This is a genomic window from Beggiatoa alba B18LD, assembly GCF_000245015.1.
GTDB lineage: Bacteria > Pseudomonadota > Gammaproteobacteria > Beggiatoales > Beggiatoaceae > Beggiatoa > Beggiatoa alba.
The window spans coordinates 1,506,848-1,532,231 of the sequence record NZ_JH600070.1 but is presented as its reverse complement, the minus strand read 5'-3'; the positions used below and the strand labels follow the sequence as shown (position 1 = coordinate 1,532,231).

Below are 25,384 nucleotides of genomic sequence, written 5' to 3'. Positions count from 1 at the left end.
TAATGACTTACTTGTATCAATAAGAATGCGTTAATGCATCACATGAGAGAACACCGCAATGAAACTAAGAGAAAGGACGCTACTTGCAGTCACTTCAACCTTAATTGGTTGCATTACGATTCTCTATTTACTCTCTAGCGAAATTTTACACTCAAACATAGAACAAGCCGAACAAAATGAAACAACACAACAAGTTGATAACTTTTCAGTTTTATTACATTATACGCAAGAAAAACTAGCGCAATCTTTTATTTCTTGGGCAGTTTGGGACGATACTTATCAATTTGTTGAAGATAAAAACCAGACTTATATCCGTTCTAATCTTACCCTGTCCATGTTAGAAACCAGTCATATCGATTTTATGCTGTTTTTTAACAAACAAGGTAATTATGTCTATGGGCTAGGATTTGGTGAAAAAGTCCTCACAGAAACAGATATTGCCAATAAACTCACAAAGCAATTGATTATAAATGGACAATTACAAGCTCCGTGGAATACAGAGGCGAATACATCAGGCATTATCGTCACGCCTGAAAGTCCCTTATGGCTCGCTTCCTTCCCAATTTATCCAACAGAACAAAGCAACAATAGTGTTTTTAACGGCTATTTTGTCGTAGGCAGAATCATTAATTCAGAATATTGGGGGGAAATTTCTCGAGTATTACAAAATACGCTCACAACGTATCCGCTCATCTCTGCAAAACCGCTTCCTATCGATTTTCGTCATGCATTAGAGATGATGTATAAACAACAAGCGGATTATGTAAAAGCCCTTTCTTATGAACATATTGCAGGTTACACCATTATTTATGACATCAATAAAAGTCCTGCCTTAATTGCCCGCATCCTTGTTCCGCGTAAAACCTATCAAGCAGGACAAAAATATTTTAAATATGTCCTTATTTCCATTATTAGTATTGGCATCATTTTATTATTGGTTATTCTGCTTGTTTTTGAAAAAATTGTCTTAAATCGCTTAGGGCGACTGATTAGAGAAGTTGCCGACATTAGCCAAACAGGTCATTTAACTAAACGGGTGAGTGTTATTGGTGATGACGAATTAACAACATTGACGATTCAAATTAACCACTTATTAAGTGCATTAGAAGGCTCGCAAGCGGAAGTGCTTTCGCTCAATGCTAATTTATATTCAGAAAACACCCGCATGGCAAATGAGTTAGAAGTCTCTCACCGTATTCAACGCATGGTTTTACCAAAAAATCATGAATTACAACAATTAGCAGACTTAGAAGTTGCATTAGCAATGCACGCCGCGACAGAGGTTGGGGGAGATTATTGCGATGTGTTTCAACAAAATGGGCATATTATCTGTGGTATTGGGGATGTCACAGGACACGGTTTAGAAAGTGGCGTTATTATGCTGATGGTGCAATCTGCGCTCAGGGCCTTATTTGCAAATGATGCACAACTATCCCCCCAAGCCATTTGGAATGCCTTAAACCACATGGTTTGCCAAAATGTTCGCCGCATGGAACTCGATAAAAACTTAAGTTTACTCCTTGTTGATTACTATAACGGCAAAGCTCGATTAATGGGGCAACATGAAGAAGTGCTGATAATCCGCCAGCATAAGCCGATAGAACGTATTGATACATTCGAGCTTGGTTTTGTAATTGGCTTATCTGAAGAAGACATGTCCGCGTTTGTAAAAGAATATGAAATAACGCTAGAAATTGATGAAGGAATTGTCTTATTTACTGATGGTATTACTGAAGCAGAAAACGAACAGGGAGAGTTTTACGGCATTGAACGTTTATGCAGCTTAATAGAAAGTTATAAACAAGCCTCCGCCTCATTGTTACAACAAGCTATTATGGATGATTTAACCCGCTTTATTGGTAATGCAACCATTTACGATGATATTACGCTGATTGTATTAAAGCGGTGTCGTTAAGTAATCCAAGCTCGGCGAGATTCTTTTAAAAAAGACAAGGGCTTGAATGTTGTAGGGTGGAATAGCGAAGCGTATTCCACCTTGAAATTCTGCAAAAACAGAGCAAGAACAGATTATAAATCGTAGGGTGGAATACGCTTTGCTATTCCACCCTACATTTTTTAGGACTGGCAGACCTTTCTGTTTGTTCCAATAGACCTGCTAGGTTTTAAAAACCTAGCAGGTCTCGGCTTTACTTTTAAAATCTCGCCAAACTCAAATTAATCAATCTGCGTCACAATCTTTCGCAAATGCGGATAACGGACATGTTCCACTAAATCCTGCGTCTTCTTATCAGGTTCTGGGGTTAATAAGCTCACGATAATAATGGTAATAATCCCCGCAGGAATGCCAAATGTACCCGCTGCTGCGTCGCTGATGCCAAACCATGGCGGCATACCATAAAAGCGTACATTGATTAAATAATAAGCCGTTACGCCTAACCCAACTAACATGCCTGAAATTGCACCATATTTATTAGCTCGTTTCCAAAAAATACCTAACATCAGCGCAGGGAAAAATGCCGCACCCGCCAGCGAAAATGCCCACGCGACCATGAATAAAATGCCCGCAGGTTTTAGCGAAGCCACATAAGCGGCAAGCCCCGCAACCAATAATAACAACGCTTTGGAAATGAAAATACGACGGCTGGTAGAAGCATTCGGATTAACCATGTTGTAATACACATCATGGGATAAAGCATTCGCAATCGTGAGCAATAAGCCATCCGCAGTCGATAAAGCGGCAGCTAATCCACCCGCTGCGACTAAGCCTGAAATCACATAAGGTAAGCCTGCAATTTCTGGTGTTGCGAGTACGACAACATCCGCCCCAATGGAAAATTCAGCCAGTTGTAAAATCCCATCTTTATTAATATCCGTAATATGAATGAGATTATCCACCTGACTCCAATTACTCACCCAACTGGGTAAATCCGCAATCATTGTACCAACAAGATTTTGATAAACCTCATATTTTACTAAAACAGCTAATGCAGGCGCGGTAAAATACAGCAGGAAGATGAAGAATAAGGTCCAAAAAACAGAATTTCTCGCCTCTTGTACGTTTGGCGTTGTGTAATAACGCATTAAAATATGTGGTAATGCGGCAGTACCGACCATGAGACAAAAGACGAGCGCGAGAAAGTTAATTTTTGCGGTTTCGCGGGCTTTTTCACTTGTTCCATAAAAAGGCTCTGCGTGGGGACGAATTGGCGTAGCCCCCGCTTTTCCTTCCGTTGCTTGTACTGTCCATAATGCTTTTGCTTCTTCAGGTGATTTTGGATAACTGGCAATAGCGGCGGTTATTTCTTCAATTTGCTTTTCTGTGCCTGCGGGTTGTTTGAGTTCTTCTAAGCGTTTTTCAGCCGTTTGTATGCTTGCGGGTGGTGTATCAGGTTTATTACGCAAAATGCGCAAGCGGTCTTCGGCAACTTGAATATCCATCAGTGTTCCACGAGGATTTTTTAAGCGCACTAATTCCCGTTCTAATCTTTGTTTTGCAGCTTGATAGGAGGCTGGATAGTTTCGCAAATTATTTTCTGCTTCTTCCTGTTGTTTTCTAAATAAACTACGCGCTTCCTTTTCTTTATCATCCGCGATTAATTCCTTCTCACGGGCAGAAACTTTTTCCAAAACACTCCCATAAACTGCCTGAGGAACGGGGATGCCTGTGTGGTTATACGCTAAAATAACGACGGGAATCATGTAAGCAATAATTAAAATAATAAATTGCGCAACTTGCGTCCAAGTCACTGCCCGCATTCCCCCCAAAAATGAGCAAACGAGAATCCCCGCTAAACCCACAAATACACCAATTTCAAAGGTAATTTGTAATAAACGAGTAGTAATCAGCCCTACGCCATAAATTTGTGCAACAACATAGACAAAAGACACTAAAATAGCCGCAAATACGCCCACCGCCCGCGCAAAATTGCCACCATAACGGGCACTGAGAAAGTCAGGCACAGTAAATTGTCCAAATTTGCGTAAATAGGGAGCGAGAAATAAGGCAACCAGTACGTATCCACCTGTCCAGCCTAATAAAAAGGCGTTACCGTCAAACCCTGATAAATACAGCGTGCCCGCCATACCAATAAAAGAAGCGGCACTCATCCAATCTGAAGCGGTTGCCATTCCATTAAAAACCGCAGGCACTTTGCGCCCTGCAACGTAGAATTCCGCTACATTCGCAGTACGGCTCATAATGCCGATACCCGCATACAGTAAAACGGTTGCCCCCATGAAAACATACCCTATATACAGGTTTGATAGTCCTTGCCTTTCTGCAATAGCTAAAGCAATAACAAAGAGGATAAAGCCACCTGTATAAAAGGCATAATAGCGGGTTAATTGAGAGGTAAATGTTGCGTGACTCATCGTATTAATCCACTACATCATATTGATTATCTAGCTTATTCATCTTCCAAGCATAAAAACCGATGATTAGCACATAGAGAAACATAGACCCTTGCGCAGTCATGTAAAAACCAACGGGAAAGCCAAAAAAGGTAAAGCGATTGAGTTCTTTTGCAAAGAAAATAACGATAAAAGTAGCAATAAACCAAAGGGTTAATAAAATGCCTGTCCACAAAAGATTTTTATGCCAATATTCGGCTTGTTTTTCGGTAATGTTCATCTTCATACTCCAAGAAATGCGCAACAGTCACCATACTGTCATCCACCAACAAATAAAATTGTGTGTTGAATATGTTGAATGTTGTTGTGGGAATAGAATTTAAGAGGAAGACACAAAATCCTTAAACAGAACTGTTAAAGGATTGTGTAGCTACTAACATGAAGGGTCTCCTTGGTGCATTTAGGTAGTTTTGCCTGCTTTTCTACGGGAAACAGTGCATTTTTTATAATGGATAACAGACTTTCATTATTATCGTTAACCTACCTTCCGCAAAGCGGATAAATGATAACTTTTTATTATCAATCGTCTTTTTAATGGTCACTTCAAATTTATCATTTAGGCGTATTAATATACGGGAAAAACCAGCGCGATGGAATATCAATAAGCGTTTATAATTTTAGTGATAAATTGTTTTTATAAATTGCTTAAACGTGCTACTAAAATTAATAAAAATCTGGGTTTTTCTTTAGCTTGCGATATAAAGCTACTGCTTCCCAATCAACAATTTTATGTTGATATCCCTTTATTTCTCCTGTAGCGGTTTGACAGGAATAATGATAATAAAAACGATGCCCTAATTTTTCTAATGGTTTTAAATCATTTTTTTGAGAAAAAAGCTCACCTTGTTGCTCTTGAGCTAACAGGTAACTTAATTTAACCAAAAACATCGTTGTTGCCAAAATTTTTGAGTAGAAATAGGTTCACCCTCACATTGAATAGTATCGATATAAATCTGATAGCTTTCTGGGCGATTATCCTACCTAAATAGTAACTAATTATTAGTTTATCCATTATGTCCCTAAAAATACAACCCTTTCCCCTCTTTGATGCAAAACGCTTTCTTGCAACCCTTCCCAATAAATCAGGGGTTTATCGGATGCAGGATGCAACAGGGACGATTATCTATGTTGGTAAAGCCCGCAACTTAAAAAAACGGGTTAGTAGTTACTTTACTCAATCTGACCAATCACCCAAAACTCGTGCACTAGTTGCGCAAATTGCCCAGATAGAAATCACAATTACTCATACTGAATGTGAGGCGTTATTATTAGAACATACGCTGATTAAAACCCATCAACCGCGTTACAACATTCTGCTACGTGATGATAAAAGTTATCCATATATCTATCTCTCTGCCCATCCTTTCCCGCAATTAGGACTACATCGTGGGGCAAAACGGGGTAAAGGAAAATATTTTGGTCCTTATCCCCATGCTAAAGCGGTTTATGAAAGTCTTAACTTGATGCAGAAAATTTTCCCTATTCGTCAATGTGATGATAGTTTTTTCCGCAATCGTTCCCGCCCCTGTTTGCAGTACCAAATTAAACGCTGTAGCGCGCCTTGTGTTGGTTTGATTGATGCGCAAACTTATGCAGAAGATGTAAAACACGCGGTTTTATTCCTAGAAGGTAAAAGTCACGATGTGATAAATACTCTCGTCGATAAAATGAAAACGGCTGCTGAACAATTAGACTATGAAAAAGCAGCGCATTATCGTGACCAAATTAATCATTTGCGTACAATTCAAGCCCAGCAATATGTAAGCACTGATGCAGGAAACGTCGATATTGTTGCTTGTATCGTGGAAAACGGCATTAGCTGTGTGCAAACCCTGACCGTGCGCGATGGGCGACAATTAGGTAGTCGTGCCTATTTTCCTAAACAAGAGATTGGCGAAGACCCTGCCAGCGTTTTAGATGCTTTTCTTCCGCAATATTATCTGAGTAATACGCATGATATTCCTGATGAAATTTTGATTTATCCCACATTAGAGGATATTACGACATTGGCTGAGGCGATTAAGCAACAACGCCAACGCCATACCCGTTTGAGCCAAAATGTGCGCGGTACACGAGCGCGTTGGATAGAGATGGCACTTGAGAATGCTAAACATAGCTTGCAACAGCACAAACCCAGTCATCACCGCGAACGGCTTGCCGCCTTAAGTATTGCCTTACATTTAGAAACCTTACCCCAGCGTTTAGAATGCTTTGATATCAGCCATACGCAAGGCGAGGCAACCGTTGCATCTTGTGTGGTTTTTGATGCGGAAGGGATTTGTAAAAACGCTTATCGACGTTACAACATTACAGGGATTACGGGCGGAGATGATTACGCGGCAATGCAACAGGCATTAACCCGTAGATTTAGTAAAGTACAAGAAGAGGGCATATTACCTGATATACTCTTTATTGACGGTGGCGCGGGACAAGTCAAAATCGCACATGACTTATTGATAAGTTTTAATTTAACTCAGGTTCGTATTGTTGGCGTTGCAAAAGGCATGGGACGTAAAGCAGGACTAGAAAGCCTTATTTTTCCCAATGAAGAAAACCCATTAATCCTGCCAAAAGATTCCCCCGCGTTGCACCTTATCCAACAAATTCGTGATGAAGCTCATCGCTTTGCCATTACAGGACATCGACAACAACGTCACAAAGCCAGACAAAAATCGGTGCTTGAAGACATTGCAGGCATCGGTGCGAAACGACGCAAACAACTCCTTAATCACTTTGGCGGACTACAGGGCGTATCGCGTGCAGGTGTAGAAGAACTTGCACGAGTACCGGGAATTAGTCGACAATTAGCACAGAAAATTTACGAATTCTTTTTAACCACGTGACAACACCAAACGCACTTACTTTATTACGTATCGTCTTAATTCCCCTGTTTATTGGTGCTTACTACTTACCGAGCGCATGGGCTAATGAATTAACCACCTTGATTTTTGCCCTTGCGGCGATAACTGACTGGTTTGACGGCTATCTGGCTAGACGCTGGAATCAACTTTCTGCTTTTGGTGCATTTCTTGACCCTGTAGCAGATAAGCTCATGGTTGCGGTTGCCTTAGTCTTTTTGGTAGAAGCCCACCCTAGCGCGTGGATGTCTATTCCTTCCGCCATTATTATTGGGCGAGAAATCACGATTTCTGCACTGCGCGAGTGGATGGCAGAACTTGGACAACGTGCGACGGTCGCTGTTTCTCATATTGGCAAAGTCAAAACTTCCGCTCAAATGTTGGCAATTACCCTCTTACTCTATCATGAGCCGATATTCACATTACCGACGGATTATATTGGTTTTGTCCTGCTCTACGTGGCAGCAGTCTTAACCATTTGGTCGATGTTTGTATATCTGCGAGCGGCTTTACCACTCCTTTTAAAAGATGGGCTGTAGTTTTTGCCTGAATCAGGATTTATCCATAAAAAAGCCCTTACGGATTTTTAAAAATCTGTAAGGGCTTTATTTCTAAACGAACAAAAAAATTATTTCCCTGCAAATAAACCCTTTGCTTTCTGCATAATATTCACTAATCCACTCGTTGCCGTTTTTTCTGGATAGCCTAATTCAGCGAGTTTTTGCGTTAATGCACTGCGTTGTAAATTATCCCCTGTAACAGTGACCTTACCCTCAGGCACATCTACCGTGATTTGTTGAACCCCTGCTAAAGTTGTTAGCCCTTCCTGTATCGTTTTTGCACATCCACTACATTTGATATTGCTGGCTAAAATCACTTGTTCCATTGTTTTATACCTCTATCATAACAATTTAAAAACAATAATATTTTGATTAAATTTAACATTTAACTAAATATAAAGGCAAACTCAGGTTATCCTAATCTTTTTTTGCTGAGTCATCGCGCCAGTTAGGGTAAATAACCGAGAAAATCTGTGGTAATCAAATTCTGCTTTGCGTAACATTATGCTTGTCTTCAGCGAAAAAGGGTCGCGGGGGTTAAAAAAGATAAGACCCACTGCTTGAAGTCTTCAGCGTCAGAGCGATAGAAATATTTATTTTTTGGAGAACTGTTATGCCAAGACCACAGAAACATGTATTTGTTTGCGCCCAAAGCCGTCCTGCTGGACATCCTCGCGGCTCTTGTACCGAACGTGGCTGTAAACCCGTCATTGATGAATTTTTTCGTCAATGGCAAGCCCGTAACTTATTTGCAACGGTTTCTATTGCCCAATCTAGCTGTTTAGGTCCTTGCCAACTGGGTACAAGCGTTGTTGTGTATCCTGAAGGGGTTATGTATGGCAATGTGACGGTTGACGATGTCAGTGAGATTTTTGAGCAACATTTAATTGGTGATGAAGTTGTTGAACGTTTAGTTGTGCCAAAAGATGTTTGGTAAGGTTTAGTTTTATCTCATCTATGGACAAGGTCAGGGTTTTTTATAAGCCCTGCCCGTTGTGTTATTCAATCTCAATCAGTGATGTTGCAAATAGTTCTCTATGTCTGCAAGTGGTTTAGGACGTGAAAAAAGAAAGCCTTGCACTTGATGACAATGCACACTTTTTAAAAGTGATAATTGCTTTTGTGTTTCTACCCCTTCAGCAACCGTTTTTAAGTTAAATGCCTCACCTAAGGCAATGATAGCTTGTGCAATTTGGTAAGAACGCTTGTCATTGTCTAAATCTCGAATAAAACTTTTATCGATTTTTAGCGCGTCTATGGGAAATTTTTGTAAATAACTCAGTGATGAGTAACCTGTCCCAAAATCGTCAATATAGAGTTGTAACTCTAACTCTTTTAATTCTTTTAAAATTTTCAATGTTTCTTCTGGATTATACATCATCGCACTTTCGGTAATTTCTATGCGACAGTTGCGCGGACTTACGCCTGTTTTTTCTAAAATATCTTGAATATCTCGTACTAAACGCGGTTGTTTAAATTGAATAGCTGAGACGTTGATATTAATTCCCAGTTGCGCGTGTTGCGGGTAGCGTTGTTGCCATTTGCGTAGTTGTTTACAAGCGACCTGAAATACCCAACGTCCAAGTTCTTGAATCATACCTGTTTCTTCTGCAAGTGGAATAAATTCATCGGGCGGAATAAGCCCGCGTTGTGGATGTTGCCAACGGACGAGGGCTTCTAAACCAACCGTATGTTGATTTTCTAGGGAAATAATGGGTTGATAGTAAACTTGTAATTCTTCTCGTTCAAAAGCTTTACGCAAATCAGCTTCCATACGCATTAGGTGTACAACGTGCGTGTGCATTTTGGGTTGAAAAAAGGCGTATTTGCCTAACCCTTGTTTTTTCGCGGCGTACATGGCGGTATCGGCATCACGTAGCACTTCATCGGCACTTAAATAATGTGCTGAAGAGAGGGCGATACCAATGCTTGCAGTCGTTACGAAAGTTTCCCCTTCTAGCTCATAGGGTTGACTGAGTTGTTTCTGAATATTTTCAATGTATTGTTCTAATGTGTTGAGGTTTGATATTTTTTCCATCAGTAAAGCGAATTCGTCGCCCCCAAAACGGGCAATATGAGTATTAGCGTGTTGCGTGCTTGTTAGCAATCGCTTTGCGACGGCTTGTAAGAGTTTATCGCCAACAAGATGTCCCATACTGTCATTGACAATTTTAAAACGGTCTAAGTCGACGAATAAAACGGCAAAGCTAATGATATTACTGATTAAAAAGTGTGCATGTTGTTGTTTGATTAACGTTGTCAGCCGTTCAGTGAACGCGCTACGGTTGTGCAGCCCTGTTAATGTGTCGTGTGAAGCGGCATAGCGGAGTTTTTCTTCTTGTTTTTTTCGCTCGGTGATATTTTCGATAATTCCTTCATAATGCGTTAGTTTTCCGAGTTTGTCATAAACAGCTTTTGTGGTTTCACTCACCCAGATAATTTCTTGATTAGCACAGACTGCTTGATATTCAAAGTCTTTTACTTCGCCATCTCGATTAAGACGGTTTAAATAACTTTGATATTGTTGGGTATTGAGAAATAAATTAATTTTGTTGTTATGGCAGTGAATAGCACAAATTTCTGCCATATTGTGAAAGGCAAACATGCGTACAAAGGCAGGATTCACACGTAAAAAGTGACCGTCAGGGTCACATTGGAAAATCCCTTCTATCGCATTTTCAAAAATAGCGCGGTATTTTTTTTCCGCCGCAATCAAGGCAAGGGTCATTTGCTCACGAGCTTGCATTTCTTCGCTGAGAGTTTGATTAACTTCCAGTAAATTTTGTGTGCGTTGTTGTACCAGTTGTTCAGTTTGTACGCCATTGTTAATAATGACATAGAGATAACGTACTAAGCCTGCTGTGAATAAACAGCCGACAAGTAAAACAATCCATGCATAGTGATATTGTTCCCCTGTGTTTTCTGCCAGATACTGCAATTCTATTTGCCAATGTTGCCCTTCAAAATCCAAAGGAATGCTACGTAGTATATTGTTTTGTAATATTTTTTTATCTGTCGGTTTGTACCATGTTGGGGCGTAAATCAGTTGTTCGGTATTGGCATCACGAATGACTAAAAAGAGGTTTTGACGTTGTTTAGCGGGGCGTAAGAGGGTTTCAATAAACGTATTAATGCGTAAAACAATGGTGAAAAAACCAGCGATATGAGGTTGTGTTATCGGGTCGTAAATTGGCAGAAAGACATGTAGTTGCAGTTCTGTCGGTTGTTGGGGGTTGTTAATCGTAATAAGGCGACTATCGTATGAATGCGAGGGGTAAGGATGTAAGTAGTTTTGACTGAGGTCTAAGCCTTGTAAGTTTTCAACATGGAGTTGTGGTTCTGCCAATAAAACAGGGTAGTACGCGGCGCGTATGGGTGCAGGGCTACGGGGTTGTTGTGCATCAATATCCCAAAATGGGCGAGCAAGTTGTTGTTCTATCGCTTGACGCTGGCTGTCATCAATGCGTGGTAGCCATAAAAATCCATAAATCCAGTCGTTTAATAACTCCTGATTCGTCAATAAGTTAAAGTCATCTGGTTTAACTTGTTGTTGTAGCGTGTATAAACTGCGCAGAGAGTTTAATAAGGTGTTTATCGTCAATGAGGATTGACGAAGTAAACGAATATATTGATTGAGTAAAACCTCTTTTTCTTGGATAAAGGCTTGTGTTTCCCATTGTTTTGTGTAGGTAAAGCTCGTAAAGGAAAGGCTTAATCCGATGAAAGTGACTAATAGTAATGCTAAATAAGGTTTTTTTAACAAAAAATTGGGCATAAGAAATCAATGTATTTTGCAGTCAGGTAGAAAAGAGATAAGCAAGTTCTTTTCCATCACACATTTTTTAGGAATCACACCTATGTCTAATGATGATACGTTACAGAAACAATTGTCTGAGTTAGAGCCAGTAAAGTTAATTTTTTTGATCAATCTTTTAATTAAAAAGCAACCCCATTTAGAGGCGGCTATTCTGGAGCAATTGATACAGTGGCAAGCAGAAGAATCAGGATGTGCTCCTATCATGTCAGAATTACCGATTCATCTTGATACGAAGGCAATTCAGCAATTAGTTAGACATGGCGGGGATATAGAAAGTTTGTTAGCCACAGTACCACAATATTTATCTTTGCAACAAGGACATACCGCACTGATTTTATTAGAGGCAGTCACCGTTGGATTGTTAGAAGTCGCTTTAGCAACCTTTCATAAAATTTCACAAGATAAGGCAAGTCATGCGGATTTTGTGGCACAGGCAAATTATATTCGTTTATTGTCGGATATGAGTGAGTTATGGGCAGATAGTTTTTTAAAAACGGTGTTGTCTCATAAAAGTCGTCAACTTTGGCAACAAAAATTAACCGTATGGCAGGCACAGCTTGCGCATTATATGGTGTATGTTTTTGATACTGCTTTAGATGCATTACAATTTAATTGGGATTATTTGCCTTTACAGCAAATTTTACAGGGGCAAACTCAGCAACCTTTGTGGCAAGAGTCAAATTTACTGGCTGATTGGACGGATGAGCAGGTGGATACAGGTCAGCCTTATGATGCGGATGCGTTAATTAATCGTTATTTGCGCATATTGAAAGAACAAGGACGTTATCAGGAGTATTTATATTTAGCACAAGCCGATGGGCGAGATTATGAAAGTGTGATGATGCTGTTACAGTTAGGACAAGTCACGGAAGCCATAAAACGCTATCGTGAGGGTTTATATGCTGAAACAGAAATTAATCAGTTACGAAGCGCGTTCGCTCAGGTGGGGGAAATGATTTGATATAGCTAAGGTAACCTGAGTTCGGCGAGTTTTTAAAGTAAAACAGAGACCTGCTAGGTTTTCAAAACCTCGCAGGTCTTTTTTTGTCTGAATCAGAATTCACAGAATTTTCAGAATTAGCAGAATTAAAAACATAATTTTTTATTCTTTTAATTTTCTTGTCTTTTTAATTCTGAAAATTCTGATTCAGACAAACTGTTGTCTTTTTAAAAAAACTCGCCGAACTCAGGTTATTTTACTTTCTCACGTTCCCGTTGATATTGGTCATAACTCATTTGTTGTTCTTGGCATTTTTCTAATTTATTGCTGGGGTCATCTAAACAAGTTTGTTGATTGCGCTGTTGTGCCGCGCTATACCATGCTTGTGTTGAACAACTCGCCAGTATAGTGGTAAGGATGAAGATAGAAAATAAAGTGTGTTTTTTCATGATAGTATCGTATTGTCTGAATCAGATAACCTGAGTTCAGGCGTAAAATACAGTAACCTTCGGTTTTAGTTTTTGAATCTCGCAAAGCGGGAGTTAGGTATTAAACTGATTCAAAAAAGCTGTTAATAAAGCACGTACATTAACAATGCCTAAGCTCAGATTTGCTTCAATATCTGCCATAGTAATTTCTTTTAAACCACGTCCCGCCGCAGGATTCACAATCACAGAACAACAGGCGTAACATAGGTTTAATTCGCGTGCTAACGCGGCTTCTGGCATTCCTGTCATACCGACAATATCACAGCCATCACGTTCCATACGGTTAATTTCGGCGGTACTTTCTAGGCGTGGGCCTTGAGTCGCGCCGTAAACGCCTTGATGATGGACTTTTGTCGTTAATGTGTTGCTTGCTATAAGCAGTTGCTGGCGCAATTGTTCGCAATAAGGCTCTGTAAAGTCTATATGAGTGACATGGGCTAAATCATCCGCAAAAAATGTATGTTCTCGTCCGTATGTGTAATCAATCAATTGGTGAGGAATAACAAGGTCAGTTGCTTGCATATCAGGATGAATTCCCCCAACAGCCGCCACGGCAATAACTGCTTCTACCCCTAGTTCTTTGAGTGTCCAAATATTTGCACGATAGTTGATTTTATGAGGGGGAATATTGTGGCGTGCACCGTGACGGGGCAGGAATATAATTTTTTTGCCTGCGTAAACCCCATGAATAATGGGACTAGAGGCTTCACCGTAAGGGGTGGGCAATACTTGTTTGTGGGTAATTTCTAACCCTTCTAATGCGGTCAGACCTGTACCGCCAATGATTGCTAATTGAGTCATAATCCTTTTACCGCGTAAATACCTGCTGCATTGCGTAATTGTTCTTTATAATCCATACCATAGCCAAAAATATAACGGTCTGGGGAAGTGAGTGCAGCAAAATCCGCTTTTTGTAATCCTTGGCGTTGACGTTTTTTATCGATTAATACGGCGGTTAATACACGTTTTGCCCCTGCTTGTTGGCAATAGTCAACTAAGGCAGAGAGCGTCGCACCTTCGTCTAATACGTCATCTATTAATAAAATGATTCTATCTTTTAGAGAACGTTCAGGCGTTTTTAGCCAATGCAAGACTTCGCCCCCTTGTGTTGCACCACGATAACGGGTTGCGTGAATGTAATCCGCTTCTAGTAAAAAATTGAGTTGGGGGAGTAATTGACCACTAAAAATCATACCGCCTAACATGACCGTTAGACATAACGGATATTGGTTGGCAAGCTGTTGATTAATTTGATTAGCAAGATTGCTAATTGCTTGATTAACTTCGGGGGCACTGTAAATTAAATCGGCTTCATCTAAAACTTGTTGAATTTCAGAAAGAGGAATTGTGCTCACGCTGATTGATCCTTACGACGGTTACTTTTTTCAGGCTGAATATCGGGTAAGTTTCCTATGACTTGATGAATTGCTTGTGACAAATATTGACTTTGTCGCTCGATACTTTCGCTAATTTCACTAATTTGTTCATCTAGCAATGATAATTTTTCACGTTGTGAATAAATTTCAGTATGAGCATTTTGATGTTGTTGTGTAATTTGGCGACTTAGTGATTGAATATCCTGAATATGCTTATTCATCTGTTCATCAATTTTACGGCGTTGTGCTTCTAATTGCTCCGTTAAATGATTGAGATGCGATTCAACCAAATGATCATCGTAGTTATTTGCATCGTCAGCCATACGATAATTCCTCCTAATTATCAATACTCAATGATTAACAGTATAAACTATCTAAAAAATTGCGTGCTCAGATTTAGACAGACATTGGTCTATTCCTATCTTTTCTCTTCTTAAACCTTTTTAAGGCTGATATATCGACGCATATAAGCTATTGCCATTAGCGATTTATCACGCTGTTCTACAGGATTAAATAAGAAATTATACCTTTCCCCTTCCCTATTGACTATCTCTCGTCTATAATTTTGAATTTTTCATTAACTTGTAGGCACTATTGCGTACTGCTCTTAAGGTGACAGAATAGCTATGGTTACAATCCGTTTATCCCGTGGTGGCTCTAAAAAACGTCCTTTTTATCATGTTGTTGTGACAGACTCTCGGAGTCGTCGTGATGGCAATTACTTAGAAAGCATCGGTTTCTATAACCCCGTTGCCAATGACAAACAAGAAGGTCTGCGTTTAGACGTTGCCCGTGTTAGCTATTGGTTAAGTGTTGGCGCACAACCCTCTGAAGTGGTCGCCAAATTAATCAAAGATAACGCCAAGAAAACCATTCCTGCGGCTTGCTAAGCATGACAGAACAGACGCGCGTGATGCTAGGACGCATTAACGGTCTGTATGGTGTTAAAGGTTGGGTTAAAGTGTATTCCTACACTGACCCACTAGCCAATATTCTCACCTATAGCCCTTGGCAAATTTGTCAGCAAGGTCAATGGCGTGATGTCATTGTGGAAGATGGTCGAGAACACGGCAAAGGCATTATTGCCAAACTGCAAGGGGTTGATGACCGTGATCAAGCAATACCCTATTTAGGGACTGATATTGCGATTGCAAAAACCCAATTGCACCCCTTAATCGAAGGGGAATATTACTGGTCTGATTTAATTGGTTTAACGGTTATAAACCAAGATGGTGTGTGTTTTGGAACTGTCGATTACCTCTTAGAAACAGGTGCTCATGACGTTTTAGTCGTCAAGGGTGAAGAACAAGAACGCTTGATTCCTTTTGTGTTAACCGTTTTTATCAAAGCCATCGACTTGCAAAATCGCACCATACAGGTGGAATGGGACACAGATTTTTAGTTCCTGCGGTTTAAAGTCATAGGATCTAACGTGCAGATTGGTGTTATCACGCTGTTTCCTGAAATGTTTAATGCACTCACCTGTGGCGGTATCACGGCACGGGCAGTGCAAAATGGTTTGTTACGCCTCAGTTACTGGAATCCGCGTGATTTTGCTGATAACAAACATCGTCATGTTGATGACCGTCCTTATGGGGGCGGGCCTGGTATGGTGATGCAGGTTTATCCCTTACGCACGGCGATTCAAACAGCTAAACAGACACTGGGTGAAAATACGCGGGTTTTATACCTCTCTCCGCAAGGGCGACGCTTAGATCAAACAGGCGTGGCTTATCTTTCACAATTTCCGCACTTATTGCTAGTTGCAGGGCGTTATGAAGGCATTGATGAGCGTGTGATTGAACACGACATCGACGAAGAGTGGTCTATTGGCGATTATGTGCTCAGTGGTGGGGAATTGGCGGCAATGGTTCTGATTGATGCTTTAACCCGTTGGCTACCAGGTGCATTAGGTCATGCAGATTCTGCATCAGAAGATTCTTTTTATGCAGGCTTACTCGATTGTCCACACTATACACGCCCAGAAGTAATTGATGCGCAAAGTGTTCCCGCAGTGCTTTTAAATGGCAATCATGCCGATATTGCACGGTGGCGACATAAACAAGCCTTAGGACGAACTTGGTTAAAACGACCAGATTTACTGATTAACCTCAATTTACAGCCTGAACAACAGGCGTTATTGAATGAATTTATTACTGAGTATGACGGGAAGATAAAATGAATCCAATCATTGCAATGTTAGAACAAGAACAGTTAAAACAAGAAGTTCCTTCTTTTAACGCAGGTGATACAGTTATTGTTCAAGTGAAAGTGAAAGAAGGCGACCGCGAGCGTTTACAAGCCTTTGAAGGTGTTGTAATTGCAAAGCGTAACCGTGGTATGAATTCTGCGTTTACTGTGCGTAAAATTTCCCACGGTGAAGGCGTTGAACGGGTTTTCCAAACCCACAGCCCCTTAGTTGCCAGCATTGAAGTAAAACGTAAAGGCGATGTCCGCCGTGCGAAACTTTACTACATGCGTGATTTACGCGGTAAAGCAGCGCGTATTAAAGAAAAAATTGTGGCAAAACGCGATACGAATACTACCCAAGCGTAATCTAGCGTTACACCATTTTTTATTAAGACTGTCATCTAGTTGGCAGTCTTAACTCATGTGTTCCTCATACATCAATCACATAACACCCGCATTGAATCTGCTAGCCTCTCAGTCATATCAATTCACTAGCCTAGCAATCCCTCTATATTTATTATCTAACTGCTTATATAACCGAATAGGTCAGCAATATGCCCTCCTTTGATATTGTTTCTACCGTCGATAATCATGAGTTAACCAATGCAGTTGACCAAACAAATCGCGAAATTACTGCACGCTTCGACTTTAAAGGGGCTGATGCTAAGGTTGAACTTACCGAAGAATCCTTAATTCTTCATGCAGAAACAGAGTTTCAACTGCAACAAATGGGTGATATTTTACGCATTAAACTTACGAAACGAGGGATTGATCTCTCTGCATTAGACCCCAAAGAGGCAGAAACACAAAACCGTCGCGCCCGTCAAACATGGCTAATTAAGCAAGGTATTCCTAGTGAGCTGGCGAAAAAAATCGTTAAATTAATAAAAGATAGTAAATTGAAAGTACAAGCCGCTATCCAAGGCGATGAAGTGCGTGTCACAGGTAAAAAACGCGACGATTTGCAAGAGGCGATTACCTTGTTAAAAACGCAAAGCCAGCAATTAGAACAACCCTTGCAGTTTACTAATTTTCGTGATTAATCTATTGAGGTATCTTGTTATGTTTATGCGTTTTATGGCAGCATTGCTTGCATTGTCTGCTTACAATAGTTTTGCAAACAATGAATTAGCAACCCCTAATACCACTAGCAATGCAGTGACCGTACAACCCATGCAAGACCCTGTTGTTACCCCCGCAACGCCTGCCGCCCCGACGACGACAAAAAACGTCGAAATTGATAATAATCCTGATATTCCTAATTCACTCCGTGATGTTTTAAAACGCTTAGCGGGTGCAGATAAATTAGATCAAATTAAAATCAAACCCTCCCCCATTAAAGGCTTGTATGAAGTCATGGTCGGCATGGAAGTGGTTTATATGAATGAAGATGGCAGTTATATGCTGGTTGGTGATTTACGTGATACTAAAACAGGGGTTAATGTCACGGAACAAAAACGTAATGGTTTACGTGTCACGGCAATCAATGCCTTAGATCAAAAAGACATGATCATTTTTTCCCCTAAAGAAAAAGCAAAATTTGTGATTAATGTCTTTACTGATATTGATTGTGGTTACTGTAGAAAACTGCATACAGAAGTCCCGAAACTGAATGAATTAGGCATTGAAGTTCGCTATTTAGCATTTCCTCGTGCGGGTGTCGGTTCAGAAACTTATCAAAAAATGGTCAGCATATGGTGTGCAAGTGACCGTAATAACGCATTAACCGTCGCAAAATCAGAAGGAACGGTGAAGCCTGCACAATGTAATAATCCTGTGTCTAAAGAATTCGAATTAGGACAAACTTTAGGCGTGACAGGAACACCTGCATTAGTGTTATCCGATGGGGAGTTATTACCTGGTTATGTGCCTGCTGACCGCTTGCTAGCCTATTTAACTCAAAAATCAGTCCCTCACTTAAGCGAGAAATAATCCCCCACTCGCGATAAAATGGCGTAATTCCCCAATTACGCCATTTTTTTATGTGTCTAATCCTACTCGCTTATCAAACACATCCACGCTATCCGCTCATTATCGCTGCCAATCGAGATGAGTTTCACGCTCGCCCCACCTTAGCCGCTCACTTCTGGTCAGATGCGCCAAATTTGTTGGCAGGACGCGATTTACAAAATGGAGGCACATGGATGGGTATCACGCAACAAGGACAATTTGCCGCACTCACAAATTATCGTGAAGCACAACAAACGCCTTCCCTACCTTCCTATTCTCGTGGCTTGCTCGTCAGCGATTTTTTACGCACATCACAAACATTAACTGCCTATATAACGAATTGCTTACAACAAGCTGATTTATATAAAGGATTTAACTTATTATTAGGCAATCTGCAACAATTATATTACCTTAGCAATCGCAGTGCAGGTTATCAACTTGTGCCTGCAGGTGTGCATGCGCTGAGTAATCATCTTTTAAATACGCCATGGGTCAAAGTACAAGCGGGAAAAAACGCGCTGCAAACGCTTTTAAATCAAGATTTCCCCTTAACTGCTTTATTTGACGTGCTGGCAGATAGAACACCCGTTGCCGATGCACAATTACCTAAAACTGGCGTGAGTTTGGCATGGGAACGCCTGCTTTCTCCACGTTTTATTGTCAGTCCTGAATATGGAACACGCAGTTCTACTGTATTGCGTATTAATACCGTAGGAATTGTCGATTTTTGTGAGCGTAGTTTTAATGCAACAGGGGACTTAGAAAAAGTCGTTAATTACCAATTTACAGTGCAGTAACGTTGTAAAAACGAAGTCAATATTCATCTCATCCACTCAATGCACGTGCTGTCTCAGCTAACAATAATACTTATGGAACTAGAAGTTATAAAACGTTTACCTAAAACGCCTACCCAAAAACCGCCGATTGTTTTTATTCATGGGGCTTTCATTGGCGCAATTTGCTGGGATGTACATTTTCTCCCTTACTTTGCAAAACAGGGCTATCCCGCCTATGCCGTGAGTTTACGCGGACATGGTAAAAGTGGGGGAAATTTGCGTAGTGCAAGCATTCAGGATTATGTAGAAGATATTGCAAGCATTACCCTGAATTTAGAGGAAGCCCCGATTATTGTTGGGCATTCTATGGGGGGAATGGTGGCACAACGCTACATGGAACAATATCCCTGTCAGGCAGTTATTTTAATGAATTCGGTTTCGCCGAATGGGATTAATAGCTCTGCGTTTTACATGTCTTTAACAGACCCGCTACTCTTTCAGCAATTTGGCGTGTTGCAAAGTTTTGGGACACATTTTATTAACCCCGTTGCGATGAAACGCGCGCTTTTTTCTCCTAACATGCCTGATGAAAAGGTTGAAGAGTATTTCACCTATATGCAGAATGAATCCCATCAAGCAGTTTTAGATTTGCTAAATTTAGAAATGCCCCCCCACCGCCCAACCAATATCCCTATGTTAGTCTTAGGGGCTGAAAATGATGTATTTTTTCCGCCTGCTATTGTGTATTGGACAGCGAGCACACACCGCGCAGATATGAAGATTTTCCCAAAAACAGCGCATGGGATGATGTTAGAGTTAAACTGGCAATCCGTTGCAGATTACATACTCAATTGGCTAGATAAACAGAAACTTGCCAAATAGTTTTTTTAAAGAACAGGGTAGAAACGCTACTCTGTTCTTATCCATGCTTTAACAGCACATAGACAGCTCCTGTCCCCCCGTCAACAGGGCGTGCCGAACAAAAAGCCAGCACCTCATCACGTTGACGTAACCAATGGTTCACTTTTACTTTTAAAATAGGCTGTTTTTGCCATGAACCATAGCCCTTGCCGTGAATAATTCGCACACAGCGAATGTTACGACTTTGACAATAACGTAAAAATTCAGCAATGGCTTCCCGCGCAATGGGCACGGTCATACCATGTAAATCTAGCTCAGTTTCAACACTTAACTGCCCACGTCGTAAACGACGGAATAAACTTTGCTGAATACCTGCACGCAGAAATAATAATTCTTCGCCCGTTTCCAACTCAGCAGGGTCGTAAGCATCGGACAACATATCTACTTTGACCTGTTCCGTTTCTAAAAACCGTTGGCGTGGAATAGGGCGGGGACGCGGTGGCATGTCTAACACCCGATTAGCGGGCGGATTTGGAACAACCCCTGATTTCTCCATCATTGCACGAAACAGCACTTGTTCGTCTGCTTCATCCTCTTTATCAACACTAGCCATACCACGCAACGACCCTGAACGATTATTTATCTTAATGCTTCACAACGGACATATTCATTATTTTAAATGGATTCTTGTCCTACTGCCTGCCCTTATACGGGTAAAGGAACATAACACAAGGCTTGAGCTGATGAAAGTAAGCCATTTATGCCTATAGTCAAATAAAAAAAGAACAGATTAAATTATGGTTTAATATATCTTATGACAGGAAAATGAAGCAGGATTTGATAACGTAAGTTACCTAAGTTTGACAAGTTTTTATAAATAACATACGTATGTCTATCACTTTTAATGATAACTAACATACTGTTATACAAACACTATTTAATAAACCTTGAATGATTCAAGTTAGATTTTTAGATTATCCCGCTTTCATCGTTGATTATGATAAGGTAATACATTGCGGTGGATGAATAGATAATAACTGTTTACTCAAGCAATTAAGCCTGATTATCAGCATACTTTTTTAATACGCGAGTTGTAAAAACTTTTATGGCAACCCATGCCCCTACTGCTCATGATTTTTTTAATCACGTTGCTGCATTACTTTGTATCATCGATACAACGGGTACGATTATCCAAGCTAATCCTGCGTGGGAAACACATTTAGGAAAACAAGCGATTGTTAATACTTCCTTATTAACATGGTTGCATCCTGATGAACAAGCCAATATTCAACAACTCTTAGACCTAGCCTCTCAACAACAACAAACTTGTCTGAATTTTATCGCTCGCTGGCGCATCGATAAGGAGCATTATTGCTGGTTGCAATGGTCGCTCAATACGATTGCAGAACATCCCTATTATTATGCCGTTGCAACAGATATTACCGCGCAAAAGCAGGTAGAACAACAATTAAGAGACAGTGAAGAACGTTTTCAACTTGCCATGCAAGGCGCGAATCATGGCATGTGGGACTGGAATTTACTCACCAATCGAGTGCATATCTCTATTCGCTGGAAACAAATGTTAGGCTATGAAGATAATGAAATTCCAGACGAATTAGACGAAATCAGTCGTTTTGTACATCCCGACGATTTTGCACGAATGTGGAATACCCTAGAAGCCTATTTAGATAAAAGGATTACCGATTATGAAGGAATATATCGTTTAAAACATAAAGACCAAAGTTATCGCTGGATATTAATTCGTGCGGCTGCACTGTGGGATGCGCAAGAAGTGCCTTATCGAATTGTCGGCATTTATGTCGATATTTCAGAACATAAACGCATTGAATACGCCTTACAAGAAAGCCAAGCTTTATTAACCACCATTTTTGATGTCAGTAAAATCAGCATTTGTGTGACCGATGAACAAGGATGTTTTGTGCGGGTTAACCCTGCATACTGTCAATTATATGGCTACCAAGCAGATGAACTATTAGGGCATTGTGTTACAGATATTATTCCCGATACAAAACACGCCACATGGCGTAAACGTTACCAAGCATTATTAAGCCAACAACGAGAGACCGAAGGCGAATGGCACATTCAAAATCGTCAAGGTAAAAAATTAGATATCCTGTTTACCAGCTCATGCCTGCCACAAACCAATGGACAACTGCTGGTTTTAACCACATTAATTGATATTACTGAACGCAAACAAGTTGAAGAAGAACGTAGCCGTTTATTTAATTTCTCAGTTGATATGCAATCCATTAGCAATTTTCAGGGACGATTTATCGAACTAAATCCCGCATGGGAACGGGTATTAGGTTGGACAAAAACAGAACTATTAGCCCAACCCATTTTGCATTTTGTACATCCTGACGACCATCATATAACCCGCCAAGTGATGCGTAAAATGATGGAAGGCAACATTATTTTTGATTTTGAAAATCGCTGGCTATGTAAAGATGGACATTACCGATGGGTTTCTTGGACAGCCTACCCGCGTGTCGAACAACAAAGCGTCTATGCCATTACTCGCGATATTACCGCCCGAAAACAAGCAGAACAAGCATTACGCCAAAGTGAAGAACGCTTGCGAGCTGTGATTAATGTTGCACCGATAATCCTAACCGTCATCGATAAATCAGGCACAATTCAATTTTCACAAGGGAAATCCCTGTCACTCTTAGGGCATAAAAGTGATGCATTGGTAGGGCAATCGATTTACAACGTCTTATATCGATTCCCACAAGAATTAAACTGTATTCAACTAGCATTAAACACAGGTAACACCCTCAGTAATCTAACCAAATTATCCGACATCGTCCTAGAAAATAAATACATCCCCCTCATCGACGACACAAAACAAATCACAGGATTAGTTAGCGTTTCTATCGATATTACAGAACGATATCGCCTTGAATCTGAATTGCGTGATACCGTCAGTGAATTAGAAATTATTTTAGAAAACAGCATTATTGGGATTGCTTACGTTAAACAAGGTCAATTTATCCGCGTCAATCGCAAATTAGCCAGTTTATTGGGATATAGCACTGATGAACTGTATCAAATGACTTTCGAACAACTATGCGCTCGTCCTGATAATTACTCCTATATCAGCCAACAAGCCAGTGCCCACTTTGCGCGTGGAGAAAATTTCACCACAGAATATCTGATGCACACAAAGAAACAAAAACCTTTTTGGGCGCGTTTAGTAGGCACAACCGTTGATGCCAATTCGCTCGAAAAAGGCGATATTTGGATGATTGAAGACATCAGTGCACAAAAACAAGCAGAACAAGATTTACAACTGACTGCAACCGTGTTTGAAACCACCGCCGATGGTATTTTTATTACCGATTTAAATCACCAACTACTCCGCGCTAACCCTGCTTTTAGCCGCATCACAGGCTACCCCGTTGCAGAAGTCTTAGGCAAACATACCCACTTTCTTGCCTCAGGACGACATGATAAAGCCTTTTATCAAAAGATTTGGCAAAGCATTGAACAAACAGGACATTGGCAAGGAGAAATTTGGAATCGTAAAAAAAATGGAGAACTTTACGTTGCATGGCTCAGTATTTCACTGATTACCGACGAACAGAAAAAACCCTTGCAATACATGGCGATTCTTAGCGATATATCTCGCCTACAAGAAGATATTGAACACACCCGCTATTTAGCGAATTACGATTCCTTAACAGGATTACCCAATCGTTTATTATTTCACGATAATTTAATACAAGCGCGAGCATGGGCTAATCGTCATCAACGTTTATTTACCCTATTATTTATTGATATTGATGGATTTAAACCCGTTAATGACAACTTAGGTCACGCCGTTGGTGATTTATTACTACAACAAATTGCCGAGCGGTTAAAAGCCAGCGTCCGCGAAACAGATACAGTCGCTCGTTTAGGCGGGGATGAATTCACGGTGATATTAACCGAATTACAACACCCTAAAGATGCAGGATTAATGGCAACACGGATTATTAATACACTACAAGAACCGTTTACACTGAATGCAGAAACCGTACATATATCTGCAAGTATTGGCATCAGCACCTATCCTGATGATGGGCAGGATTTAGAACAATTGGTGAAATTTGCCGACCTAGCGATGTATGACGCAAAAAAAGCAGGACGTGGATGTTATCGCTTTTACAATCAACCTTTAAATCCAAGCAGTGAATGAAAGTAAATTAACGCGAGTACGGCGAAAAATGACTTAAATAAAAATAGGTTGAGAAGGATTTAACAAATTAAAGCCATCATCAAGTTTGGGATTGATACGAGACATCAAAGAAGGCTTAAGGAGCTTCCAAGTATAGGCAATAAGCCCCGCAATGACATTGACCATAAATCCCAAGACACTGTGATGGCGCGTATGTTCAATCTGAGTGAATGATTTAAGTTGACCGATGACGGTTTCTATCAAGGAGCGTTTTTTTAGCATTATCGTATCAAATTCACTGAGCGGCTCTTTTTTCATGTTTTTACGGACACCCGTGATTAATTCAATGCCTTGCGTTTTCAAAGTAGCCTTTAATGCCTTAGAAATACAGCCCTTGTCACCGTATAACTTGCCTTGAATAAATTGCGTCATCGCCCTTAAGCCCTTGCGGTCATCAAAATTCGCAGCGGTGAGAAAAAAGGAGATTAATTCCCCTGTATCATCAATGACTAAATGCAATTTAAAGCCAAAATACCACCCAATAGAGTTCTTCCCCCGTTGTGCGAGGTTTGCAAAGGTTTTATGGTGTGAAATTCGCCGATTGTGGCAAACCTTTAACGGGGTTGAGTCAATGAAGGCAATCCCGCGAGAGTTTACCCGCCGACTGTGCAAGTAAGCACTGAGCGGTATCATCACTGACTGGGATAACTCAACAAACCGTTGATAACTGACCCGACCAGTAAGGTCATCACTTCCGATTACAAAAGTCGTCGATTGAGCAGAACAGGATTGTTATCATATCCATGGTTGTACCTTTGGAAAGTGGGGGTGGGCGTTTAGTGATGTTCCATTATTCTTACTTTTCCTTTAGGTACAACTTTTTATTTCTTCCATTCCGCTTTTATTCTGCTTTTATCATTAATCCTCTGTTTTATATCTATTATCTCGCCGTACTCGCGTTAAATTAACCTGAGTTTTACGAGATAAAATAAAACAGAGACCTGCTAGGTTTTGAAA

General features: G+C 40.4%; 25 protein-coding genes. 14 read left to right on the top strand and 11 right to left on the bottom strand.

Annotated features, from left to right (window positions below; all coding sequences use genetic code 11):
* Positions 1-58 precede the first annotated feature (58 nt).
* A complete protein-coding gene (locus BEGALDRAFT_RS18005) occupies positions 59-1,915 on the top strand; it encodes a SpoIIE family protein phosphatase (RefSeq protein ID WP_002684824.1) in 1,857 nt (618 codons plus the stop codon).
* Positions 1,916-2,175: 260 nt separating this feature from the next.
* Here the strand turns inward: BEGALDRAFT_RS18005 and BEGALDRAFT_RS06200 are convergent, their stop codons facing one another.
* From BEGALDRAFT_RS06200 to BEGALDRAFT_RS06190, 3 genes are all read right to left on the bottom strand, one after another.
* Positions 2,176-4,332, bottom strand: coding sequence for a sodium:solute symporter family protein (locus tag BEGALDRAFT_RS06200; protein WP_002684819.1), 2,157 nt, complete (start codon positions 4,330-4,332; stop codon positions 2,176-2,178).
* Between the two features lie 4 nt (positions 4,333-4,336).
* Positions 4,337-4,591: a DUF4212 domain-containing protein gene (locus tag BEGALDRAFT_RS06195; protein WP_002684817.1), complete on the bottom strand. Its 255-nt coding sequence runs from the start codon at positions 4,589-4,591 to the stop codon at positions 4,337-4,339.
* Positions 4,592-5,034: 443 nt separating this feature from the next.
* Positions 5,035-5,271 (bottom strand): hypothetical protein, encoded by a 237-nt coding sequence (locus BEGALDRAFT_RS06190; RefSeq protein ID WP_157237553.1) that lies wholly within the window; start codon positions 5,269-5,271, stop codon positions 5,035-5,037.
* A gap of 113 nt (positions 5,272-5,384) precedes the next feature.
* Between BEGALDRAFT_RS06190 and uvrC the strand changes: the two genes are divergently transcribed.
* Together uvrC and pgsA are read left to right on the top strand one after the other, a co-directional pair.
* Positions 5,385-7,214 (top strand): excinuclease ABC subunit UvrC, encoded by a 1,830-nt coding sequence (gene uvrC / locus BEGALDRAFT_RS06185; protein ID WP_002684815.1) that lies wholly within the window; start codon positions 5,385-5,387, stop codon positions 7,212-7,214.
* Positions 7,211-7,768 carry a CDP-diacylglycerol--glycerol-3-phosphate 3-phosphatidyltransferase gene (pgsA, locus tag BEGALDRAFT_RS06180; RefSeq protein ID WP_002684813.1) on the top strand — a complete coding sequence of 186 codons (558 nt, stop codon included), beginning with the start codon at positions 7,211-7,213 and terminating at the stop codon, positions 7,766-7,768. Before uvrC ends, pgsA begins: the two co-directional genes overlap by 4 nt.
* Before the next feature lie 89 nt (positions 7,769-7,857).
* Here the strand turns inward: pgsA and BEGALDRAFT_RS06175 are convergent, their stop codons facing one another.
* Positions 7,858-8,115: a heavy-metal-associated domain-containing protein gene (locus tag BEGALDRAFT_RS06175; protein ID WP_002684812.1), complete on the bottom strand. Its 258-nt coding sequence runs from the start codon at positions 8,113-8,115 to the stop codon at positions 7,858-7,860.
* 287 nt (positions 8,116-8,402) lie between these two features.
* Between BEGALDRAFT_RS06175 and BEGALDRAFT_RS06170 the strand changes: the two genes are divergently transcribed.
* Positions 8,403-8,726: a (2Fe-2S) ferredoxin domain-containing protein gene (locus BEGALDRAFT_RS06170; RefSeq protein WP_002684811.1), complete on the top strand. Its 324-nt coding sequence runs from the start codon at positions 8,403-8,405 to the stop codon at positions 8,724-8,726.
* Positions 8,727-8,801: 75 nt separating this feature from the next.
* Here BEGALDRAFT_RS06170 and BEGALDRAFT_RS18000 read toward each other — a convergent pair whose 3' ends face one another.
* The gene (locus tag BEGALDRAFT_RS18000) at positions 8,802-11,564 is read right to left on the bottom strand and encodes an EAL domain-containing protein (RefSeq protein ID WP_002684810.1); all 2,763 of its coding nucleotides are present in this window, start codon (positions 11,562-11,564) and stop codon (positions 8,802-8,804) included.
* A gap of 82 nt (positions 11,565-11,646) precedes the next feature.
* Here BEGALDRAFT_RS18000 and BEGALDRAFT_RS06160 point away from each other — a divergent pair, with 82 nt between their 5' ends.
* The gene (locus BEGALDRAFT_RS06160) at positions 11,647-12,567 is read left to right on the top strand and encodes a hypothetical protein (RefSeq protein ID WP_002684809.1); all 921 of its coding nucleotides are present in this window, start codon (positions 11,647-11,649) and stop codon (positions 12,565-12,567) included.
* A 230-nt stretch (positions 12,568-12,797) separates the two neighbouring features.
* Here the strand turns inward: BEGALDRAFT_RS06160 and BEGALDRAFT_RS06155 are convergent, their stop codons facing one another.
* The 4 genes from BEGALDRAFT_RS06155 to BEGALDRAFT_RS06140 all read right to left on the bottom strand — a co-directional run bounded on the left by BEGALDRAFT_RS06155 (position 12,798) and on the right by BEGALDRAFT_RS06140 (position 14,733).
* Positions 12,798-12,995: a hypothetical protein gene (locus tag BEGALDRAFT_RS06155; RefSeq protein ID WP_002684808.1), complete on the bottom strand. Its 198-nt coding sequence runs from the start codon at positions 12,993-12,995 to the stop codon at positions 12,798-12,800.
* A gap of 93 nt (positions 12,996-13,088) precedes the next feature.
* Complete coding sequence (locus tag BEGALDRAFT_RS06150; RefSeq protein WP_002684807.1) at positions 13,089-13,835, bottom strand: S-methyl-5'-thioinosine phosphorylase; 747 nt, start codon at positions 13,833-13,835, stop codon at positions 13,089-13,091.
* Positions 13,832-14,389, bottom strand: coding sequence for a hypoxanthine-guanine phosphoribosyltransferase (locus BEGALDRAFT_RS06145; protein WP_002684806.1), 558 nt, complete (start codon positions 14,387-14,389; stop codon positions 13,832-13,834). The genes BEGALDRAFT_RS06150 and BEGALDRAFT_RS06145 overlap by 4 nt, the downstream gene beginning before the upstream one ends.
* Positions 14,386-14,733 carry a hypothetical protein gene (locus tag BEGALDRAFT_RS06140; RefSeq protein WP_002684805.1) on the bottom strand — a complete coding sequence of 116 codons (348 nt, stop codon included), beginning with the start codon at positions 14,731-14,733 and terminating at the stop codon, positions 14,386-14,388. The genes BEGALDRAFT_RS06145 and BEGALDRAFT_RS06140 overlap by 4 nt, the downstream gene beginning before the upstream one ends.
* A 303-nt stretch (positions 14,734-15,036) precedes the next feature.
* On the opposite strand from BEGALDRAFT_RS06140, the gene rpsP reads away from it, so the two are divergent.
* From rpsP to BEGALDRAFT_RS06100, 8 genes are all read left to right on the top strand, one after another.
* Complete coding sequence (rpsP, locus tag BEGALDRAFT_RS06135; protein WP_002684804.1) at positions 15,037-15,300, top strand: 30S ribosomal protein S16; 264 nt, start codon at positions 15,037-15,039, stop codon at positions 15,298-15,300.
* 2 nt (positions 15,301-15,302) lie between these two features.
* Complete coding sequence (rimM, locus tag BEGALDRAFT_RS06130) at positions 15,303-15,812, top strand: ribosome maturation factor RimM (RefSeq protein ID WP_002684803.1); 510 nt, start codon at positions 15,303-15,305, stop codon at positions 15,810-15,812.
* Positions 15,813-15,842: 30 nt separating this feature from the next.
* Positions 15,843-16,592, top strand: a complete 750-nt coding sequence (trmD, locus tag BEGALDRAFT_RS06125) for a tRNA (guanosine(37)-N1)-methyltransferase TrmD (RefSeq protein ID WP_002684802.1) — start codon at positions 15,843-15,845, stop codon at positions 16,590-16,592.
* On the top strand, positions 16,589-16,966 hold the full coding sequence (gene rplS, locus BEGALDRAFT_RS06120; RefSeq protein WP_002684801.1) for a 50S ribosomal protein L19: 378 nt from the start codon (positions 16,589-16,591) through the stop codon (positions 16,964-16,966). The genes trmD and rplS overlap by 4 nt, the downstream gene beginning before the upstream one ends.
* Before the next feature lie 188 nt (positions 16,967-17,154).
* Positions 17,155-17,643 carry a YajQ family cyclic di-GMP-binding protein gene (locus BEGALDRAFT_RS06115; RefSeq protein ID WP_002684799.1) on the top strand — a complete coding sequence of 163 codons (489 nt, stop codon included), beginning with the start codon at positions 17,155-17,157 and terminating at the stop codon, positions 17,641-17,643.
* A gap of 19 nt (positions 17,644-17,662) precedes the next feature.
* Complete coding sequence (locus BEGALDRAFT_RS06110) at positions 17,663-18,532, top strand: thioredoxin fold domain-containing protein (RefSeq protein WP_002684797.1); 870 nt, start codon at positions 17,663-17,665, stop codon at positions 18,530-18,532.
* 50 nt (positions 18,533-18,582) lie between these two features.
* A complete protein-coding gene (locus tag BEGALDRAFT_RS06105; protein WP_002684795.1) occupies positions 18,583-19,347 on the top strand; it encodes an NRDE family protein in 765 nt (254 codons plus the stop codon).
* Positions 19,348-19,419: 72 nt separating this feature from the next.
* On the top strand, positions 19,420-20,208 hold the full coding sequence (locus tag BEGALDRAFT_RS06100; protein ID WP_002684792.1) for an alpha/beta hydrolase: 789 nt from the start codon (positions 19,420-19,422) through the stop codon (positions 20,206-20,208).
* Between the two features lie 37 nt (positions 20,209-20,245).
* Here BEGALDRAFT_RS06100 and BEGALDRAFT_RS06095 read toward each other — a convergent pair whose 3' ends face one another.
* Positions 20,246-20,800, bottom strand: a complete 555-nt coding sequence (locus BEGALDRAFT_RS06095; protein WP_002684790.1) for a Smr/MutS family protein — start codon at positions 20,798-20,800, stop codon at positions 20,246-20,248.
* Positions 20,801-21,292: 492 nt separating this feature from the next.
* Here BEGALDRAFT_RS06095 and BEGALDRAFT_RS17995 point away from each other — a divergent pair, with 492 nt between their 5' ends.
* Positions 21,293-24,388 (top strand): PAS domain S-box protein, encoded by a 3,096-nt coding sequence (locus BEGALDRAFT_RS17995; protein WP_002684788.1) that lies wholly within the window; start codon positions 21,293-21,295, stop codon positions 24,386-24,388.
* A 33-nt stretch (positions 24,389-24,421) separates the two neighbouring features.
* Here BEGALDRAFT_RS17995 and BEGALDRAFT_RS06080 read toward each other — a convergent pair whose 3' ends face one another.
* A complete protein-coding gene (locus BEGALDRAFT_RS06080; RefSeq protein ID WP_456297502.1) occupies positions 24,422-25,126 on the bottom strand; it encodes an IS982 family transposase in 705 nt (234 codons plus the stop codon).
* Between the last annotated feature and the right edge of the window lie 258 nt (positions 25,127-25,384).